The sequence below is a fragment of the Serratia rhizosphaerae genome, from assembly GCF_009817885.1.
GTDB classification, from domain to species: domain Bacteria; phylum Pseudomonadota; class Gammaproteobacteria; order Enterobacterales; family Enterobacteriaceae; genus Serratia_B; species Serratia_B rhizosphaerae.
Map to the genome: position 1 here is coordinate 1,640,252 of NZ_CP041764.1, position 16,999 is coordinate 1,657,250.

Annotated in this window: 21 protein-coding genes and 2 pseudogenes; 13 read left to right on the forward strand and 10 right to left on the reverse strand. The window is 59.9% G+C overall.

Annotation, left to right across the window (positions count from 1 at the left end):
- Positions 1–112: 112 nt before the first annotated feature.
- The 10 genes from phnF to phnP are packed head-to-tail and all read left to right on the forward strand — an operon-like array spanning position 113 to position 7,793.
- Positions 113–841: a phosphonate metabolism transcriptional regulator PhnF gene (phnF, locus tag FO014_RS07690; RefSeq protein WP_160028771.1), complete on the forward strand. Its 729-nt coding sequence runs from the start codon at positions 113–115 to the stop codon at positions 839–841.
- Positions 842–1,291, forward strand: coding sequence for a phosphonate C-P lyase system protein PhnG (phnG, locus tag FO014_RS07695; protein ID WP_160028773.1), 450 nt, complete (start codon positions 842–844; stop codon positions 1,289–1,291). It begins immediately after the preceding gene.
- Complete coding sequence (gene phnH, locus FO014_RS07700; RefSeq protein WP_160028775.1) at positions 1,288–1,869, forward strand: phosphonate C-P lyase system protein PhnH; 582 nt, start codon at positions 1,288–1,290, stop codon at positions 1,867–1,869. The genes phnG and phnH overlap by 4 nt, the downstream gene beginning before the upstream one ends.
- On the forward strand, positions 1,869–2,960 hold the full coding sequence (locus tag FO014_RS07705) for a carbon-phosphorus lyase complex subunit (RefSeq protein WP_105233195.1): 1,092 nt from the start codon (positions 1,869–1,871) through the stop codon (positions 2,958–2,960). The genes phnH and FO014_RS07705 overlap by 1 nt, the downstream gene beginning before the upstream one ends.
- Complete coding sequence (locus FO014_RS07710; RefSeq protein ID WP_105229558.1) at positions 2,953–3,813, forward strand: alpha-D-ribose 1-methylphosphonate 5-phosphate C-P-lyase PhnJ; 861 nt, start codon at positions 2,953–2,955, stop codon at positions 3,811–3,813. Before FO014_RS07705 ends, FO014_RS07710 begins: the two co-directional genes overlap by 8 nt.
- Positions 3,810–4,598, forward strand: a complete 789-nt coding sequence (phnK, locus tag FO014_RS07715) for a phosphonate C-P lyase system protein PhnK (protein WP_105229557.1) — start codon at positions 3,810–3,812, stop codon at positions 4,596–4,598. Before FO014_RS07710 ends, phnK begins: the two co-directional genes overlap by 4 nt.
- A 15-nt stretch (positions 4,599–4,613) precedes the next feature.
- On the forward strand, positions 4,614–5,318 hold the full coding sequence (phnL, locus tag FO014_RS07720) for a phosphonate C-P lyase system protein PhnL (protein WP_160028777.1): 705 nt from the start codon (positions 4,614–4,616) through the stop codon (positions 5,316–5,318).
- Positions 5,318–6,454: an alpha-D-ribose 1-methylphosphonate 5-triphosphate diphosphatase gene (gene phnM, locus FO014_RS07725; protein WP_160028779.1), complete on the forward strand. Its 1,137-nt coding sequence runs from the start codon at positions 5,318–5,320 to the stop codon at positions 6,452–6,454. The genes phnL and phnM overlap by 1 nt, the downstream gene beginning before the upstream one ends.
- Complete coding sequence (gene phnN / locus FO014_RS07730; protein ID WP_160028781.1) at positions 6,454–7,005, forward strand: ribose 1,5-bisphosphokinase; 552 nt, start codon at positions 6,454–6,456, stop codon at positions 7,003–7,005. Before phnM ends, phnN begins: the two co-directional genes overlap by 1 nt.
- Positions 6,996–7,793 carry a phosphonate metabolism protein PhnP gene (phnP, locus tag FO014_RS07735; RefSeq protein ID WP_160028783.1) on the forward strand — a complete coding sequence of 266 codons (798 nt, stop codon included), beginning with the start codon at positions 6,996–6,998 and terminating at the stop codon, positions 7,791–7,793. The genes phnN and phnP overlap by 10 nt, the downstream gene beginning before the upstream one ends.
- Here phnP and FO014_RS07740 read toward each other — a convergent pair.
- The 3 genes from FO014_RS07740 to FO014_RS07750 all read right to left on the reverse strand — a co-directional run bounded on the left by FO014_RS07740 (position 7,741) and on the right by FO014_RS07750 (position 9,858).
- A complete protein-coding gene (locus tag FO014_RS07740) occupies positions 7,741–8,382 on the reverse strand; it encodes an NAD(P)H-binding protein (RefSeq protein WP_160028785.1) in 642 nt (213 codons plus the stop codon). The two genes, phnP and FO014_RS07740, sit on opposite strands and share 53 nt — an antisense overlap.
- Positions 8,383–8,459: 77 nt before the next feature.
- The gene (locus FO014_RS07745) at positions 8,460–8,894 is read right to left on the reverse strand and encodes a YhbP family protein (protein WP_160028787.1); all 435 of its coding nucleotides are present in this window, start codon (positions 8,892–8,894) and stop codon (positions 8,460–8,462) included.
- A gap of 337 nt (positions 8,895–9,231) precedes the next feature.
- Complete coding sequence (locus tag FO014_RS07750; protein ID WP_160028789.1) at positions 9,232–9,858, reverse strand: LysE family translocator; 627 nt, start codon at positions 9,856–9,858, stop codon at positions 9,232–9,234.
- A 512-nt stretch (positions 9,859–10,370) separates the two neighbouring features.
- On the opposite strand from FO014_RS07750, the gene FO014_RS07755 reads away from it, so the two are divergent.
- Entirely contained in the window at positions 10,371–10,859 is a 489-nt protein-coding gene (locus FO014_RS07755) for an Lrp/AsnC family transcriptional regulator (RefSeq protein WP_160028790.1), read from the forward strand.
- A 141-nt stretch (positions 10,860–11,000) separates the two neighbouring features.
- Here the strand turns inward: FO014_RS07755 and FO014_RS07760 are convergent, their stop codons facing one another.
- The 5 genes and pseudogenes from FO014_RS07760 to cas1f all read right to left on the reverse strand — a co-directional run bounded on the left by FO014_RS07760 (position 11,001) and on the right by cas1f (position 14,100).
- Positions 11,001–11,402 (reverse strand): hypothetical protein, encoded by a 402-nt coding sequence (locus FO014_RS07760; RefSeq protein ID WP_160028791.1) that lies wholly within the window; start codon positions 11,400–11,402, stop codon positions 11,001–11,003.
- Positions 11,399–12,103, reverse strand: coding sequence for a hypothetical protein (locus FO014_RS07765; RefSeq protein ID WP_160028792.1), 705 nt, complete (start codon positions 12,101–12,103; stop codon positions 11,399–11,401). The genes FO014_RS07760 and FO014_RS07765 overlap by 4 nt, the downstream gene beginning before the upstream one ends.
- A 313-nt stretch (positions 12,104–12,416) precedes the next feature.
- Positions 12,417–12,960 (reverse strand): annotated as a pseudogene (cas6f, locus tag FO014_RS07770) (type I-F CRISPR-associated endoribonuclease Cas6/Csy4).
- A 31-nt stretch (positions 12,961–12,991) separates the two neighbouring features.
- A pseudogene (locus tag FO014_RS24200) lies at positions 12,992–13,159 on the reverse strand (hypothetical protein); the annotation flags it as partial.
- Positions 13,159–14,100, reverse strand: a complete 942-nt coding sequence (cas1f, locus tag FO014_RS07775; RefSeq protein WP_160031378.1) for a type I-F CRISPR-associated endonuclease Cas1f — start codon at positions 14,098–14,100, stop codon at positions 13,159–13,161. The gene cas1f and the pseudogene FO014_RS24200, both read right to left, overlap by 1 nt.
- Before the next feature lie 350 nt (positions 14,101–14,450).
- On the opposite strand from cas1f, the gene FO014_RS07780 reads away from it, so the two are divergent.
- Positions 14,451–14,744 carry a GIY-YIG nuclease family protein gene (locus FO014_RS07780; protein ID WP_145961161.1) on the forward strand — a complete coding sequence of 98 codons (294 nt, stop codon included), beginning with the start codon at positions 14,451–14,453 and terminating at the stop codon, positions 14,742–14,744.
- Here the strand turns inward: FO014_RS07780 and FO014_RS07785 are convergent.
- On the reverse strand, positions 14,731–15,234 hold the full coding sequence (locus FO014_RS07785) for a GNAT family N-acetyltransferase (RefSeq protein ID WP_105229545.1): 504 nt from the start codon (positions 15,232–15,234) through the stop codon (positions 14,731–14,733). The two genes, FO014_RS07780 and FO014_RS07785, sit on opposite strands and share 14 nt — an antisense overlap.
- Entirely contained in the window at positions 15,228–15,749 is a 522-nt protein-coding gene (gene ubiT / locus FO014_RS07790) for a ubiquinone anaerobic biosynthesis accessory factor UbiT (RefSeq protein WP_105233191.1), read from the reverse strand. Before ubiT ends, FO014_RS07785 begins: the two co-directional genes overlap by 7 nt.
- 252 nt (positions 15,750–16,001) lie before the next feature.
- Here ubiT and ubiU point away from each other — a divergent pair, with 252 nt between their 5' ends.
- Entirely contained in the window at positions 16,002–16,997 is a 996-nt protein-coding gene (gene ubiU, locus FO014_RS07795; RefSeq protein ID WP_105229544.1) for a ubiquinone anaerobic biosynthesis protein UbiU, read from the forward strand.
- Positions 16,998–16,999 lie beyond the last annotated feature (2 nt).

Here is a 16,999-nt window from a genome sequence, read left to right on the forward strand (position 1 = left end):
TCGCCGTCACCTCAGCGTCATCTGCGCCCGGCAGGATAAGCCCCATCACCAACCGCCTCCCAGCCGCCGCACCGGCGCTGTTAGCGGCGATTGGCGCACGGAGGTTTTAACTATGACGCAGATATCTAGACATCCTACCAGTTACCCTACACGCTATCAGCAAATCGCGGCGCAGCTGGAAGAAGAGCTACGCAGCCGTTACCGCGGCGGCGACTACCTGCCTTCGGAACAGCAGCTGGCGGACCATTATCAGGTCAACCGCCATACCCTGCGCCGGGCGGTGGATCAACTGGTGGAGCGCGGCTGGCTGCAGCGCCGCCACGGCGTCGGCATTTTGGTGCTGATGCGCCCTTACGACTACCCACTGCACGCCAAAACCCGCTTTACCCAGAACCTGCTCGAGCAGGGCAACCACCCCACCAGTGAGTGCTTACTCGCAGTATTGCGCCCGTGCAACGGCCACATCGCCAGCGCGCTGGGCTGTGAGGAGGGCCAGCAGGCGATCCACCTGCGTACCCTGCGCCGGGTAAACGGCGTACCGATGAGCGTGATCGACCACTACCTGCCCGACCTCGACTGGTGGCCGGCCCTGCAGCAGTTCCGCCAGGGATCGCTGCATGAATTTATTGAACAGCATATCCATCAGCCGCTCAGCCGCCGCCAGACGCGCATCAGCGCCCGACAGGCGCAGGCGAAAGAGCGCCAACTGCTGGAACTGGCCGCCGACGCGCCGCTGCTGTGCGTGCGCACCCTCAACGTCTGCAGCGGCAGCGACCGGCTGGCGGAATACTCCGTCAGCCTGGCACGCGCCGATATGCTCGAACTGACCATGGAGCACTGAATGTCCTCTCTCTCATCACGACAACGCTGGATGTCGGTGCTGGCGCACAGCCGCCCGGCCCAGCTGCGCAGCCACTGGCAGGCGCTGAACCTGAACCCCGAGTACCGGCTGCTGCGCGCGCCGGAGATTGGCCTGACGCAGCTGCAGGGGCGCATGGGCGCCACCGGCCGCCGCTTTGTGCTGGGCGATATGACCGTTACCCGCGCGGTGGTGCAGCTGGAAAGCGGCGGCCACGGCTACAGCTATGTTGCCGGGCGCGATAAGGCGCATGCCGAACTGTGCGCGCTGGTCGACGCCCTGCTGCAACAGCCGGCATACCAGGAACGGCTGCTGCAACAGTTGATCGCCCCACTGGCGGCGGCGCAGCAGGAACAACGCCAGCAGCGCGCCCGCGAGGTGGCCACCAGTCGGGTCGATTTCTTTACGCTGGTACGGGGAGAGTCGCCATGAGTTTACTGGATGGTTTCGCCAGCCCGGTGGCGCAGGCGCAGCAGACGTTCCGCCTGATCCTGAAAGCATTGAGCGAACCGGGCGTCACGGTGCGGCTGACAGGCGGGCCGCAGTGGCCGCCGCTCAACGCCGCCGCCACCGCCGTCTTGCTGACGCTGGCCGACGGCGAAACGCCGCTCCTGATCGAACCGGCGCTGAACAGTGAGCAGGTGCTGACTAACCTTCGTTTCCACACCGGCGCGCCGCAGGCCTCCTCGGCGGCGCAGGCGGCGTTCGCCGTTTACGACCCGCGCCTGCAGGCGGCGGATCTGCACGCGCTGCCGCACGGCGACGAACTGGCGCCGGAACAAGGCGCGACGCTGATCGTCCAGCTCGACGATCTGGAAAACGGCGCGCCGCTGCGGCTGCGCGGCCCCGGCATTGCCCACAGCCGCACCATCGCGCCGACGCTGCCGGAGGCGCTGCGCCGCTATCTGCTGGCGCGCCCGCAGCCCTTCCCGCTCGGGCTTGACGTGATTCTGACCTGCGGCGACGCGCTGCTGGCCATCCCGCGCACCACTCATCTGGAGGAATGCTGATGTACGTAGCCGTAAAAGGGGGCGAAAAAGCCATTGAGGCCGCGCACCGGCTGCAGGAGCAACTGCGACGCGGCGACCCGGCACAACCGGCGCTGACGGCCGCGCAGGTGGAGCAGCAGCTTGGGCTGGCGGTGGACCGGGTCATGACCGAAGGCGGCGTCTATGACCGTGAACTGGCGGCGCTGGCGATTAAGCAGGCCAGCGGCGATCTGGTGGAGGCGATTTTCCTGCTGCGCGCCTACCGCACCACGCTGCCGCGTCTGGCCGTCAGTGAGCCGTTACTCACCGAGCAGATGCGACTGGAACGCCGCATTTCGGCGATTTACAAAGACCTGCCCGGCGGCCAGCTGCTCGGCCCGACCTATGACTACACCCACCGGCTGCTGGACTTCGCGCTGCTGGCGGACGGCGGCGCGCCCGATGCAACGCCGCAGCTCGCCGACGATGCGCCGGCAACCGGCTGCCCGCACGTGTTCAGCCTGCTGAGTCGCCAGCAGCTGGCGCAGGCGGAACAGGACGACGGCAGCACGCCGGCGGATATCACCCGCACGCCGCCGGTCTACCCCTGCCCGCGCTCGGCGCGCCTGCAGCAACTGGTGCGCGGCGATGAAGGCTTTCTGCTGGCGCTCGGCTACTCCACCCAGCGCGGCTATGGCCGCAACCACCCGTTCGCCGGCGAGATCCGCAGCGGCTATGTCACGGTGGAGATCGTGCCGGAAGAGCTGGGCTTCGCCATCGACATCGGCGAAATCCTGCTGACCGAATGCGAGATGGTGAACGGCTTTGTCGCCCCGGAACAGCAGCCGCCGCACTTTACCCGCGGCTACGGCCTGGTGTTCGGCCGCGCCGAGCGCAAAGCGATGGCGATGGCGCTGGTGGATCGCGCCCTGCAGAAGGACGAGTACGCGGAAGACGGCGACAGCCCGGCACAGGACGAAGAGTTCGTGCTGTCCCACGCCGATAACGTCGAGGCCGCCGGCTTCGTGTCCCATCTGAAACTGCCGCACTATGTGGATTTCCAGGCGGAACTGGAACTGCTGCAACGCCTGCGGCAGCGCGGCGAGCCCACGCAGGAGACGCCCCATGAGTAACGTACTGAGCGGCTACAACCCCGGCTATCTGGATGAACAGACCAAACGCATGATCCGCCGCGCCATCCTGAAGGGCGTGGCCATTCCCGGCTATCAGGTGCCGTTCGGCGGCCGCGAGATGCCGATGCCCTACGGCTGGGGCACCGGCGGCATCCAGCTGACCGCCAGCGTGGTCGGCGACGCCGACGTACTAAAAGTCATCGATCAGGGCGCGGACGATACCACCAACGCGGTCTCGATTCGCCGCTTCTTCCAGCGCGTCGCCGGCGTCGCCACCACCGAGCGTACCGTCGAGGCTACGCTGATCCAGACCCGCCACCGCATCCCGGAAACGCCGCTGCGGGAAGACCAGATCCTGATCTATCAGGTGCCGATTCCGGAGCCGCTGCGCTTTATCGAACCGCGCGAAACCGAAACGCGCAAAATGCACGCGCTGGAGGAATACGGCGTGATGCAGGTGAAACTCTACGAGGATATCGCCCGCTACGGCCATATCGCCACCACCTACGCCTATCCGGTGAAGGTCAATGACCGCTACGTGATGGATCCGTCGCCGATCCCGAAATTCGACAACCCGAAGATGCATATGATGCCGGCGCTGCAATTGTTCGGCGCCGGGCGGGAGAAGCGGATCTACGCCCTGCCGCCGTACACCAAAGTGGTCAGCCTGGACTTTGACGATCACCCGTTCAGCGTCCAGCAGTGGGAGCAGCCCTGTGCGCTGTGCGGCTCCCGCAGCAGCTACCTGGACGAGGTGGTGCTCGACGATCAGGGCAACCGCATGTTCGTCTGCTCAGATACCGACTACTGCCGGCAGCAGCTGGCGTCATCCACGGAGACACCGCGCCCATGAGCACCACACCGTTACACGACGCCCCGCTGCTGTCGGTCGAGCGTCTGACCCATCTGTACGCGCCGGGCAAAGGCTTCAGCGACGTCTCTTTTGATATTTACCCCGGCGAAGTGCTGGGCATCGTCGGCGAATCCGGCTCCGGTAAAACCACCCTGTTGAAAAGCATCTCGGCGCGGCTGGCGCCGCAGCAGGGGCGCATCCTCTACCGTCCTCAGGCCGGGCAGGAGCAGGATCTGTACGCCATGGCGGAGAGCGCGCGCCGCCGCCTGCTGCGCACCGACTGGGGCGTGGTGCACCAGCACCCGCTGGACGGGCTGCGGCCGCAGGTGTCCGCCGGCGGCAATATCGGCGAGCGGCTGATGGCCGTCGGCCAGCGCCACTACGGCGATATCCGCCGTCAGGCCGGGCAATGGCTGGAGGACGTCGAGATCCCGCTGTCGCGCCTTGACGATCTGCCCACCACCTTTTCCGGCGGCATGCAGCAGCGGCTGCAGATCGCCCGCAACCTGGTCACCCACCCCAAGCTGGTGTTTATGGACGAGCCGACCGGCGGGCTGGACGTGTCGGTGCAGGCGCGGCTGCTGGATCTGCTGCGCACGCTGGTGGTGGAGATGCGGCTGGCGGCGGTGATCGTCACCCACGATCTGGGCGTCGCGCGCCTGCTGGCGCACCGGCTGCTGGTGATGAAACAGGGGGAAGTGGTGGAAAGCGGCCTGACCGACCGGGTGCTGGACGACCCGCACCATCCCTATACCCAACTGCTGGTGTCTTCCGTGTTGTCGTAACTGAGTGGGGAATCTATGACGATCAAAATTCGCGTCGAACATCTGAGCAAGACCTTTGTGTTGCACCAGCAGCACGGTACCCGGCTGCCGGTGCTGCACGACGCCAGCCTGACGGTCAGCGCCGGCGAATGCGTGGTGCTGCACGGCCACTCCGGCAGCGGTAAGTCCACCCTGCTGCGCTCGCTGTACGCCAACTACCTGCCGGACAGCGGCCATATCTGGCTGGACCATCAGGGAGAATGGATCGATATGGCGCAGGCGGAGGCGCGGCAGATCCTGGCGGTGCGCCGCCGGACGCTGGGCTGGGTCAGCCAGTTTCTGCGGGTGATCCCGCGCATCAGCGCGCTGGAGGTGGTGATGCAGCCGCTGCTGGAGCTGGGCGTGGCGCATGACGAGTGCCGCGAGCGCGCCAGCGCGCTGCTCAGCCGGCTTAACGTGCCGCAACGGCTGTGGGGGCTGGCGCCGTCCACCTTTTCCGGCGGCGAACAGCAGCGGGTCAATATCGCCCGCGGCTTTATCGTCGACTACCCGATCCTGCTGCTGGATGAACCCACCGCCTCGCTGGACGCACGCAACAGCGCGGCGGTGATCGCCTTGGTCGAACAGGCGCGCCGGCGCGGCGCCGCCATCGTCGGCATTTTTCATGACGACCAGGTGCGAACTCAGGTCGCCGACCGGCTGCACATCATGCAAGCGCCGCAGGCGCTGGAGACGCCGTGATGATTATTAATAACGTAAGGCTGGTGCTGGAAGACCAGGTGGTGAACGGCTCGCTGGAGATGGGCGACGGCGTGATCCGCAGCTTTGCCGACGGCCACAGCCGTCTGCCGCAGGCGCTGGACGGCGAAGGCGGCTGGCTGCTGCCGGGCCTGATCGAACTGCATACCGATAACCTGGATAAATTCTTTATGCCGCGCCCCAACGTGGACTGGCCGGCCCATTCCGCCATGAGCAGCCACGACGCGCTGATGGTTGCCTGCGGCATCACCACGGTGCTGGACGCGGTGGCGATAGGCGATGTGCGCGACGGCGGCCACCGGCTGGAGAACCTGCAAAAAATGATCGACGCGGTGATCCACAGCCAGCGCGCCGGGGTAAACCGCGCCGAACACCGCCTGCACCTGCGCTGTGAACTGCCCAACGCCGGCACGCTGCCGCTGTTTGAACAGCTGATGGATAAACCGGGCGTGTCGCTGGTGTCGCTGATGGACCATTCGCCGGGCCAGCGCCAGTTCGCCTCGCGCGCCAAGTATCGCGAATATTATCAGGGCAAATATAACCTGAGCGACGCCGCGATGGATGAGTATGAGCAGCAGCAGGTCGCGCTGTCCGCCCGCTGGGCGACGCCGAACCGCCAGGCCATTGCCGAACGCTGTCGCGAACGGGGCATTGCGCTCGCCAGCCATGACGACGCCACCGCCGCGCACGTTGCCGAGTCCTGCGCGCTGGGCAGCGCGATCGCCGAGTTCCCCACCACCGAGGAAGCGGCCCGCGCCTCACACCGGCAGGGGCTGCAGGTGCTGATGGGAGCGCCGAACATCGTGCGCGGCGGCTCGCATTCCGGCAACGTGGCGGCGCATCAGCTGGCGGCGCAGGGGGTGTTGGATATCCTCTCTTCCGACTACTACCCCGCTAGCCTGCTCGACGCGGCGTTCCTCCTGGCCGCCGACGCGCGCAACGGTTATGACCTGCCGCAGTCGGTGGCGATGGTCACCCGCAACCCGGCGCGGGCATTGGGGTTAGCCGATCGCGGCACCATTGCCGAGGGGCTGCGCGGCGATCTGGTGCTGGCGCGCGCGCACGGCGAGCATATCTATGTGCAGCACGTGTGGCGTCAGGGACGGCAGGTGTTCTGATGGCGCAGCTTATCTATCTGATGGGGGCCTCCGGCTCCGGCAAGGACAGCCTGCTGGCCGCCCTGCGCAACGCGGCGGACAGCGCGCCGCTGGTGGCGCACCGCTATATCACCCGCCCGGCGCAGGCCGGCTGTGAGAACCACGTGGCGCTGAGTGAACGCGAGTTTCTGCGCCGGCGCGCCAACGGCCTGTTCGCGCTGGACTGGCAGGCCCATCACACCCGTTATGCGTTAGGGATCGAGGTCGATCTGTGGCTGCTGCTGGGGATCGACGTGGTGGTCAACGGTTCGCGCGCCTATCTGCCCTACGCCCGTCAGCGCTACGGCGCACAGCTACTGCCGCTGTGCCTGCAGGTTGAACCGGCGGTGCTGCGCCGGCGTCTGGAGCGGCGCGGCCGCGAGGACAGCGGGCAGATTGAACAACGGCTGGCGCGCGCGGCGGCCTACAGCGTGCCGTCCGACTGCCTGCGGCTGGATAATAACGGCGAGCTGAGCGACACGTTGGCGGCACTGCTGACGGCGCTGCGGCGCGAGGAGACACCATGCAACTGACTTTTCTCGGCACCGGCGGCGCCCAGCAGGTGCCGGCATTTGGCTGCGAGTGCGCCATCTGCCAACGGGCGCGCCGTGAGCCGGCCCGGCGTCGTCGCGCATGCAGCGCCATGCTGGATTATCAGGGGGAAACTACGTTAATTGATGCGGGATTGACGTCATTGGAGCGGCGGTTTTCGGCGGGGCAAATTCAGCGTTTTTTACTGACACATTACCACATGGATCACGTTCAGGGGTTATTTCATTTGCGCTGGGGGTGTGGAAGCGCCATTCCGGTGTACGGCCCGCCCGATGAACAGGGCTGCGACGATCTATTCAAACACCCCGGCATTCTGGACTTTCAGCCGCCGCTGGCGCCGTTTGTCAGCGTGACGCTGGGCGGACTGCGCATCACCCCGCTGCCGCTGATCCACTCTAAAATCACCCACGGTTACCTGATCCAGAGCGCCGACCGCACGCTGGCCTACCTGACCGATACCGTCGGTCTGCCGCTGGACACCCTGCGTTTTCTGCAGGGCGTCCGCCTGGATCTGCTGGTGCTGGACTGCAGCCTGCCGCCGCAGGCACAGGAGCCGCGCAACCATAACGACCTCACCCGCGCGCTGGAGATTCAGCAACGGCTGTTGCCGCAGCGCACCCTGCTGACGCATATCAGCCACCACCTCGACGCCTGGCTGCTGACGCACACGCTGCCGCCGGGGCTGGAGCTGGCGTACGATGGCCTCTGCATCGATGTCAGTGCGCCAGACGCTCCCCGTGCTGCAGCCGATCGGACTCCAGCACCCTGACGCCGTCGCCGGAGCTGAACGCCTGCTCCAGCAGGGTTTGCGCCACATCGCGGGCGGCGACCGATTTCCATCTGCCGGGCAGCAGCCTGAACAGCGGCTGGGCTACGCGCTCCAGCAAACGCGGCGCGGCGCGTTTACCCAGCAGCATCGACGGCCGCACCAGCGTCAGACGCTGCCAGCCCTGCTCGCGCAGCGCCTGCTCCATCTCCCCTTTGATGCGGTTATACAGGAAGGTGGAGTGCGGGCTGGCGCCCATCGCGCTCACCGCCAGACAGTGCTGCGCGCCGAGCCGACGGCCGGTCAGCGCGCTTTCCACCACCAGCGTATAGTCGACGTAGTGGAAATTGCCGTCGCTGCCGGCCTGCTGCCGCGTGGTGCCAAGACAGCAGAACACCGCGTCAACCGGCTGATCCAGCTCCGTCAACAGGGCGAACAAATCGTCGCCCACCGGGTTGGTCAGTTTGTCATGCGGCGGCAGCGGCCGGCGGCTGGGGGCGGTAATTGCCGTCACCCGCCGGTCCGCCAGCAGCAGGCGCAACAGCTCGCCGCCCACCAGCCCGCTAGCGCCCGTTATCAATACCCGTGCCATAATGCCTCCCGTGCCGTTGTCGCTTTCCATGTAAGTATAAGACAGGTAACAAACCCTGGATCGGCAGGGTGCCTGCGCTAGCTGCGGGCCCAAAACAACTTGGTGCCAAAACCGAGAACGTTGTCGGTCATCTTCACCTCCTGCAGGCTCAGTTGCCACAGGGTGGCCGACATGGCTTTTGCCACCGGGAAACGCTTGCAGTAACGGGCGCGCGCCTGTTGCTCTTCATCACCGCTCAGTATGCGCGCCTCTGCGCGATACTGGACGCCTTTAATCAGCGCGATGCTTTTGGGCTTTGGCGCAATGGTGCCGACCACTTCAGCATGCTGCTGCATCAGCTGCCCGTGGCGGGTATGCGGTTCGGTCATCAGCCACAGCGCCATGCGCTCGGCGTCAAACACGTAAAAACAGTTGGCGCACCACATCTCCAGACCGTTGCCGGCGCAGAGCGTCAGCACGTGCTGTTTGCTGAGGAAGCGGATGATATGCTGCTGCTGTTCGCTCTGTTCCACCGGGGTCTCCTTTAGGCTGTTAACAGCATCTTACCACCGGATTGAGGAGCTGCCTGTGCGGCAGTGAACATGCGCTTGATTTAAAACGAGAGGGCGATGAGTTTCTAAGCTGCCTGTACGGCAGTGAACTGTTGCAGTATAGCGCTAATTGGTTGTTTAAACAGCAAAATCACTATAATTTTGCCCAAAACCCTTTTTTCAGACACACCAATCATAGCCTTATAAATCAACTAATTAAAATCAGGTATAAAAGAAGGGTCAAACCCTGAGACAGGGTGTTCAAACTATAAAGCCTGCGAGGCGCAAACAACGCTTGACGGCCTATGCTCGCCGGTCCCTACAAAGATTTTGCCACCATGCCAACAGCCGCCAGCGCCATAATGACGCCCGTGGTGCGAAAGAGTCTACGCTGCGACGATACGCTGGTCAGGAAACGACGTATTTTTAGTGCCGCCAAAATAAATACGGCGCCGACCAGCAAAAGGACAAGCATGGTCAGCGGCACCAACATCGTTCCCCATACCTGTAGAGAAACGTGATCCAACGAGATGACCAGCGGCAATATAGCCAGATAAAAGGCGATGGTTTTGGGATTTCCGAGCGTGATCGTCAACCCGGACAGCCATGCGGAGGTTAGCTCACGACGGGTAGCCTTCTGGTCGATATTTACCGCCTGGGGCTGATAACGCCAGAATTGCCAGGCGAGAAAGGACAGGTAGCAGGCGGCGGCCCAGTTTATCAGGGTAAAGAGTGAGGTATAGGTATGCGCAATAACCGCCAAACCAAATACCGCAGTGGAAAGATAGATTAAGTCCCCGAGTATCAACCCGGTCAGCATGGTAAACCCCGTCACTGCGCCGCCGCTGACGCTGCGGGCGACCAGCGCGGTCATGCCTGGCCCCGGCACGGCGGCGGCCAGACCCAACGCCGCAGCGTAAGAGATGATTTGAGCGGTTCCTAACATAAGTATTCCTGTTGTAATTGATTATTGATAATTAGAAGACTGGTTGTTTGATACCAGACATAAGCCAAGAAAAAACCGTGAATTATCACATCTGTGAATTTAAATAATGCTCTTGAGTTATCAGCATAATTGAGTGGGTTTTATATCAATACCTCACCTATTATTACGCTGCATTTATCTAAAAATCTCCACACGACATTAATATTCATATAATTACAAGACAATGTCGGCGCAGAATCGCCATCCCTTCCCCCCATACTGAAATCTTGTTAACAAGCAGCAGAGAATATATTTAACGCGCACAATGAGTCGTCGTTAAGAACAGAAATCCTCTCTGAATCGCTAACAAACCCTCGCCATTTCGAGATAAAACAGGCACAACAACACATTAATTTCACGAACCTATTATGCATTGAGCATCGAGGAATTTGTGACCTATATTGCTTGCTTAAACGAGAATTATTGGCAAGAATTACCGATTACATAGCAAAAAATGAAAGGAACGTTCCGTTATGCCGCTTGATATGACAGAGATGAAAATCCTCAGGCTGTTGCAAGACGATGCCAGAGTCACAAACCAGGCGTTAGCGGAGAAAATAGGCATGTCGGCCTCGCCGTGCTGGCGCAAAGTCCGCAAGCTTGAGGAAGAAGAAGTTATCCAAGGCTATCGCGCGGTGTTGGATCGCAAAAAGATCGGCCTGGGTGTAATGGTGTTTATTCGCGTCGCCATCGACAGCCATAGCGAAACGGAAGCCAAGAAATTTGAAGAAGAGGTAACGGCGTTGGAAGATGTGGTGGCCTGTTACAGCATTGGCGGCGATGCCGACTTCTTGCTGCAGGTCGTGGCCTCCGATCTAGATTCATATGCTGATTTTGCCATGTCGGTAGTCCGCAGATTGCCCGGCATTAAAGAGATGCAGAGCATGTTCGTATTAAAAGAGATCAAACCGCTGGTGTCTTACCCGATAAAGAAAACTACGCAGACTAAAAACGGACAGTGAAGAAGGGATGCTTCTGCCGTTTACCCTGGAGTGATAAGCACGGTATCAATCCGACTATTCATAAACCTTGGGCATAGATAACCTGCTTTAAGCTGCCTATGTAGCAATGAGTCTCTGAATGATACGGTGGAACACTACCGATCAATGAGTAAAGGTTAATTTTATCGCATCCTCTGTTTTGGCTATATATGCGCTTCTTCCGGAGCTTTCTTGTGCCCACCTTTTACCGAAGACGGGGTCGTCAACGTGTCGGTATCCTAAAGACTCCAGATAGTCGACCAAGACAGCCTCATCCACATTCTTGCCATACTCAATCTCGTCTATTTGCGGAGAAGCTCCATCAGCAGCTCGGAAATGAATGACCGTATCATCAGTCAAAAAAGGAGCGTTATTTACTTCATCTGGCGCGATTAACTTATACGCCAGCCAATCAGCACGGGAGTAATCAGTGCTGTCCGTCATGGCAACCGAGGCTACTTTGTAACAACCGAACAAAAGTATCGTTATAAAAACGATCGAAAAAATTTTAGTTCTCTTAATCACCTAAATATCCCCTGTGGTAGATCGCCAAAATTCATATGGCGACCATGATCGACAACAATTTTTACTGTATCCCCCTGGAAATTACTAAAAGGGACGATTGACTTCATAAATGGAGGTAATTCCCCATATTTTGGCTTAGCACTTTTGTTCTTAACCGGGTCTGGAAAAAGCATTGGTCGGAATAGTTTATTTTTATAATTACCGATTGGGCCATAATGATCCCAGCGTTTAAGCGCTTCCTGCCGGCTAATTAAACGAAGTAAAGGGAAGTAGTTCATCGGTCTGATCACACGGTAAAAACCGAGAAGATCCGATACCAAGTCTTCAGCGCTAAAACCGCTGTCTGTTACCCAACTGAACGGGACTGATGCCTGAAGATTTTCAAAGCGTAATGCGGTACGCATCATCATGGCAAGGACAATACTATGTCTTGAGGCTTGATCACAGCCCTTTTTTATACGCCAGCGCGTGTGCACTCCAATACCTAAACTATGGACAAATTTATACATTGACTGAAAATACATGACTTCATAGTAGGGTTCTGGTTTCCTCTCACCAACATCCATTTGTTCGATAACCTTACGGATGTCCGCACCCGCAGCATGACCAAGATCAAGCCAACCAAGAATTTCAGAATAGACAAGACCATATTGAGCGGTCGATACATCTCTAATATCTATCAAATCCTCTCTTTTACTCATTTGGCCTATCCTTTGACCTAGAAATAAGAGTGTAATAGTACAAATTACGAACATTTATTAAAAGCTGCAGAGTCTTAAAAAACGAAGACGCATGCATTTATCAACCGCTTGTGCAGCAGTGAACAACAACTTCGGCAAACGCATCAATTCCTCGTTTTTCTAAGCTGCCTGTACGGCAGTGAACTGTTGCCATCTACATCTAACTGCCTGTTTTAACAGCTAGACTCTCATTCTTCCGCTAAAAAACCTTTTTTCAGACGCTTCAATCCTAACCTGCTAAATCAACAGGTTAGGATTGCGTACAGAAAAAGGGTCAGAACCAGGGAACGGTGGCGATAGCACTCAGGCCATAAGCGCTGAACTCACCGGCGGTCGGCGTACTGCGCAACATGCCCTGTTCGATAAACAATAAAAACGACTGGCCGTTGGAGAGGCTTTTCAGGCGGATAAACGGCAGCGTGCTGCGCTGCGCTTTCGCCGCCGGAATACGTTCCTGCGCCTGCTCTATCGTCAGCCAGCCTTTAGCGACCGAACGGCGCTGTAGCCGCTCTGCGCTGCTTTTCACCTGCACGCGACGCACCGTGCGATACGCTGCGCCTGCCGGCACCGGCAATATCGCGCTGCTTTCGGTGTAGTCACGCAGGCCTTTACGCCAGCCGTGCTGCTCCAGCTCGGTCAATGCCGCCTGCGAACCGTGCAGCCGTAGCCGTTCCCCCACAACGTTTTGCCCGCATCGGGAAAACTGACGCCGATGCGCCCCCCAACGCCCGGTGCAGCTTGGCAAACAGCGCCTCCAACAGCATCGGCGTGCTGAATTCCGGATCGGGCAGTACGCGGAGTTCGATATAGTGGTCCATAGGCTCCCCTTATTCGCCCTTCTCGCCGAACATGCCGCCGCGCGGTTTTACGCAGCAGACAGCGCAAGGTATTCAGCCCCTCCAGCGTAATCGCCGTTTGCCAGGTACGGTCGCCGCGGCGTTCGGCGAACTGGTCGAGAATACGCCGCGTTTCCACCAGCGCCCGTTTGCTGCACTGCGCCACCAGCATGATATTCATCACGCCACCTGACTCAGTTGAAGTGCCGTATCCTGCAGGGCGTCAATCATGACGTCCAACGCCTGCGCCTTTTGGAAGCCATTCAGGCAACGTTGGCGAAACGTCTGTTCATCTTCCCCTTCCATGGCGGCGATAAACGCCTGCGGCAGGATCAGTGCGTCTTTAATCAGATCGGCCACGTCAAACACCAGCCCACCGCGCCGGGTTTTGCCATGCAGCACCGCCAGCCCGTGGGGTAAACCGATCACCCAGGTGGCCACCGCCGCCAGCCCGTAAGCCAGGTAATTGCCGTGGTCGAGAAAACGATTGGCGACATCCGCCCCGCCACCGCGTTTGGCGCGGGTAAAATCGCCGTAGCTCACCGCCTGCGCCGCTAATTTATATAACGCCTTGGTCATCACCGCTTCCTGCGTTAATAAATCGGTACCGTTGCGGCAATCTGCAAGGCTATTTTCATAACGGGATAATAATTGCAGCAGCCGCTCCTGGGATAAATTAAACCCACTTTCCCGCTGCATGGCGGGGCTCAGCCAGTGCTGTTTTATTTTTGCAATGCGTACACGCTGAAAAGCAACGGCCGCCGCCAGACGGTATTGTTCGTCAAACCAGAAACTCACCCAGTGCTGTAAATATTCAGTAGCACGGTATTCGCTCTGTGAGGTTAACCAGGAAACGTCGACCTCGACCTCATTGGCTGCGTACAGCGGCGTGCCGCCACCGCCGCAAAAGCCAACCAGCACGCCGGCCTTGGCGAATTCACGCATCGCCGCTTGCGTGACTGACGTGCCGGTGCCCAGCATCACCACCGTGGTGTTGGCGATAGAAATATTCCAATACAACGACTGCCGTCCTTCATCCGTGACATATTCTACCCGGCCGCCGTTTACCAGCACCCGACAATATTGCAGATAATATAAATTGGCACGTTTAGAGTGCAGAATAGTTTTTAATTCTGACGGCTAAATAATATTGCCCACGGTGATTATTCCTTTGCTATAAAATTAGAAAATTCCTTTTTTGTGGTGCGCTGTTCACAAAAAACCGACAACTACACTACCACGGGGGTAAATTCTCATTCTCCGTGTGAAATATAAAGTTCTATTATCTGTTTTGCTATTACCGACCTCTTATTTTTGCTAAAAAGTCGCTTCGACGATAACCATCGTCTATTGCCTATATTTTTTCCGGTATCACTGCCCGGTTAGACAGAAAAAGGAGAAACGGGGATACTGAGCGCCGTAAACCATGCGGAACAGACCCGCACGAGACGATTCGTTCAAAGGTAGGAATAATGGCGGAAACCACCACCTGGCACCTGTATATGCTGCGTCTGCCAAGCGGCATGCTGTATACCGGCATCACCACCGACGTGGCACGGCGGCTGGCGCAGCATCAGGCGGGCAAAGGCGCCAAGGCGCTGCGCGGCAAAGGCGAGCTGCAGCTCGCCTTTCACTGCGCGGTCGGCGACCGTTCGCTGGCGCTGCGGCTGGAATACCGCATCAAGCAGCTGAGCAAGGTGCAAAAAGAGAGGCTGGTGTCACACCCGCCTCTGTCTTTGGACTATCTGCTGGTTAAAAACGGTTAAACGGCGCGGCGTACTCCACTGCGCCGTTTACGCCGTCCAGCGCGTCTTGCGCCAGCGGGTAAACCTGAAACGCTTGCTCGCAACCCGGCCAGCGGCAGCTCAGCCCGAACTCCGCCGCCGGCTTAAAGCCAAAGCGTGAGTAATACGCCGGCTCGCCCAGCACCACCACGGCGGCATAGCTGAACTCATTCAGCGCATCCAGCCCTTCGTAAACCAGCTTCTCCCCCAACCCCTGACGGCGCAGGCGCTCTTCCACCGCCAGCGGCGCCAGGCCGACCCACTGGCGATCCTCGCCTTCAACGTCGACCGGGCTGAAGGCGGCATAGCCCACCACGCCGCCTTCGTCATCGGTGGCGACCACGCCCAGCGTCAGCAGGCCGTCTTCGCGCAGCTGGCGCACCAGATCGGCTTCATCGTCACGCCCGAAGGCACTGCGCAACAGGGCATCGATGCCCGCGGCGTCTACCGGAATCTCTACGCGAATCAGCATGGCGCCACCACTCGGGAAGACGGTTCTGCGCCCTCTTGTAAACCTGCTTCAACAAACTCCGCCAGCTGCAGCAAGCCAATGCGCAGCGGCGCCGGCATGGCTTCCAGTTCAATCGCATCCATCAGATTTTTTACATACAGGCCCAATTCGGTATCCCCTTCAATCTGTAGCCGACGCTGGAAAAACAGCGTGTCAGGATCCTGCTTGCGCGCCGCGATCAGGATCAGATCGTTGGCGTCGCCGCTGAAGCTGACGTCGGCCTGTGCATGCTGGCGAACCACCAGCCGATCGTTTTCTACCGTCATAAACCATTGTAGCGCCAGATCGCGTACTTCGATCTTCAGCCACCGTGATTCAAGAAATTCCAGATCGCCATCCGCGAGCGCCTGACGGAACTGCCAACCCAGCACCTGCTCCAGCAGTTGACGCTGCAGGGCGAAAGGGGTGAGTTTGAGCGGCACGCGCAGCAGCGACGGCCCTTGGCGCACAATGCGCGATCGTAGTTTTTCCAACACGGTCATCCACTCCTTCATTACTCAATTCCCGCTATTTTGCCATATTGCGGCCAGGCTTCCGCGGTCTATATCAACAAATTATGCGATTGAGGGTGACTCCCCCGCCGTTTATCAATACGCCAGAAACTGCCCCAAATCAAAACCTGCTGCGTATGACTTCACTAAAATTGTCCCCCCGTTAAACAGCGCCGCTGCCGTATTACGCACGGCGACAACCGTCACAGCGCCCCGCCGCTGGACCAGGATCACTGTATGGAGCTGCTTTGTCCCGCCGGAAATTTACCGGCGCTGAAGGCCGCGGTCGATAACGGCGCCGACGCCGTTTATATCGGTCTGAAGGACGACACCAACGCGCGCCACTTCGCCGGGCTGAACTTCAGCGAAAAAAAACTGCAGGAAGCGGTGGAGTATGTGCATCGCCACGGCCGTAAGCTGCACATCGCCATCAACACCTTCGCCCACCCCGACGGCTACGCCCGCTGGCAGCGCGCGGTGGATATGGCGGCGCAGCTGGGCGCCGATGCGCTGATTCTGGCGGATCTGGCGATGCTGGAGTACGCCGCCGAGCGTTACCCGCATATCGAACGCCACGTCTCCGTGCAGGCCTCCGCCACCAATGAAGAGGCGATTCGCTTCTATCAGCGTCACTTTGCCGTGCACCGCGTGGTGCTGCCGCGCGTGCTGTCGATGCATCAGGTGAAACAGCTGGCGCGCACCAGCCCGGTGCCGCTGGAGGTGTTCGCCTTCGGCAGCCTGTGCATCATGGCGGAAGGCCGCTGCTATCTCTCTTCTTACCTGACCGGCGAATCCCCCAATACCGTCGGCGCCTGCTCGCCGGCTCGCTTCGTCCGCTGGCAGCAGACGCCGCAGGGCATGGAATCACGCCTGAACGACGTGCTGATTGACCGCTACCAGGAAGGCGAAAACGCCGGCTACCCGACGCTGTGCAAAGGCCGCTATCTGGTTGACGATGTGCGCTACCACGCGCTGGAAGAGCCCACCAGCCTGAACACGCTGGCGCTGCTGCCGGAGCTGCTGGCCGCCAATATCGCTTCGGTAAAAATTGAGGGCCGCCAGCGCAGCCCGGCCTATGTCAGCCAGGTGGCGCGCGTCTGGCGCCAGGCAATCGACCGCTGCATCGCCGACCCCGCCGGCTACCAGCCCGACGCCGGCTGGATGGCTGCGCTCGGCGCAATGTCTGAAGGCACCCAGACCACGCTCGGCGCCTATCACCGTAAATGGCAATAGCA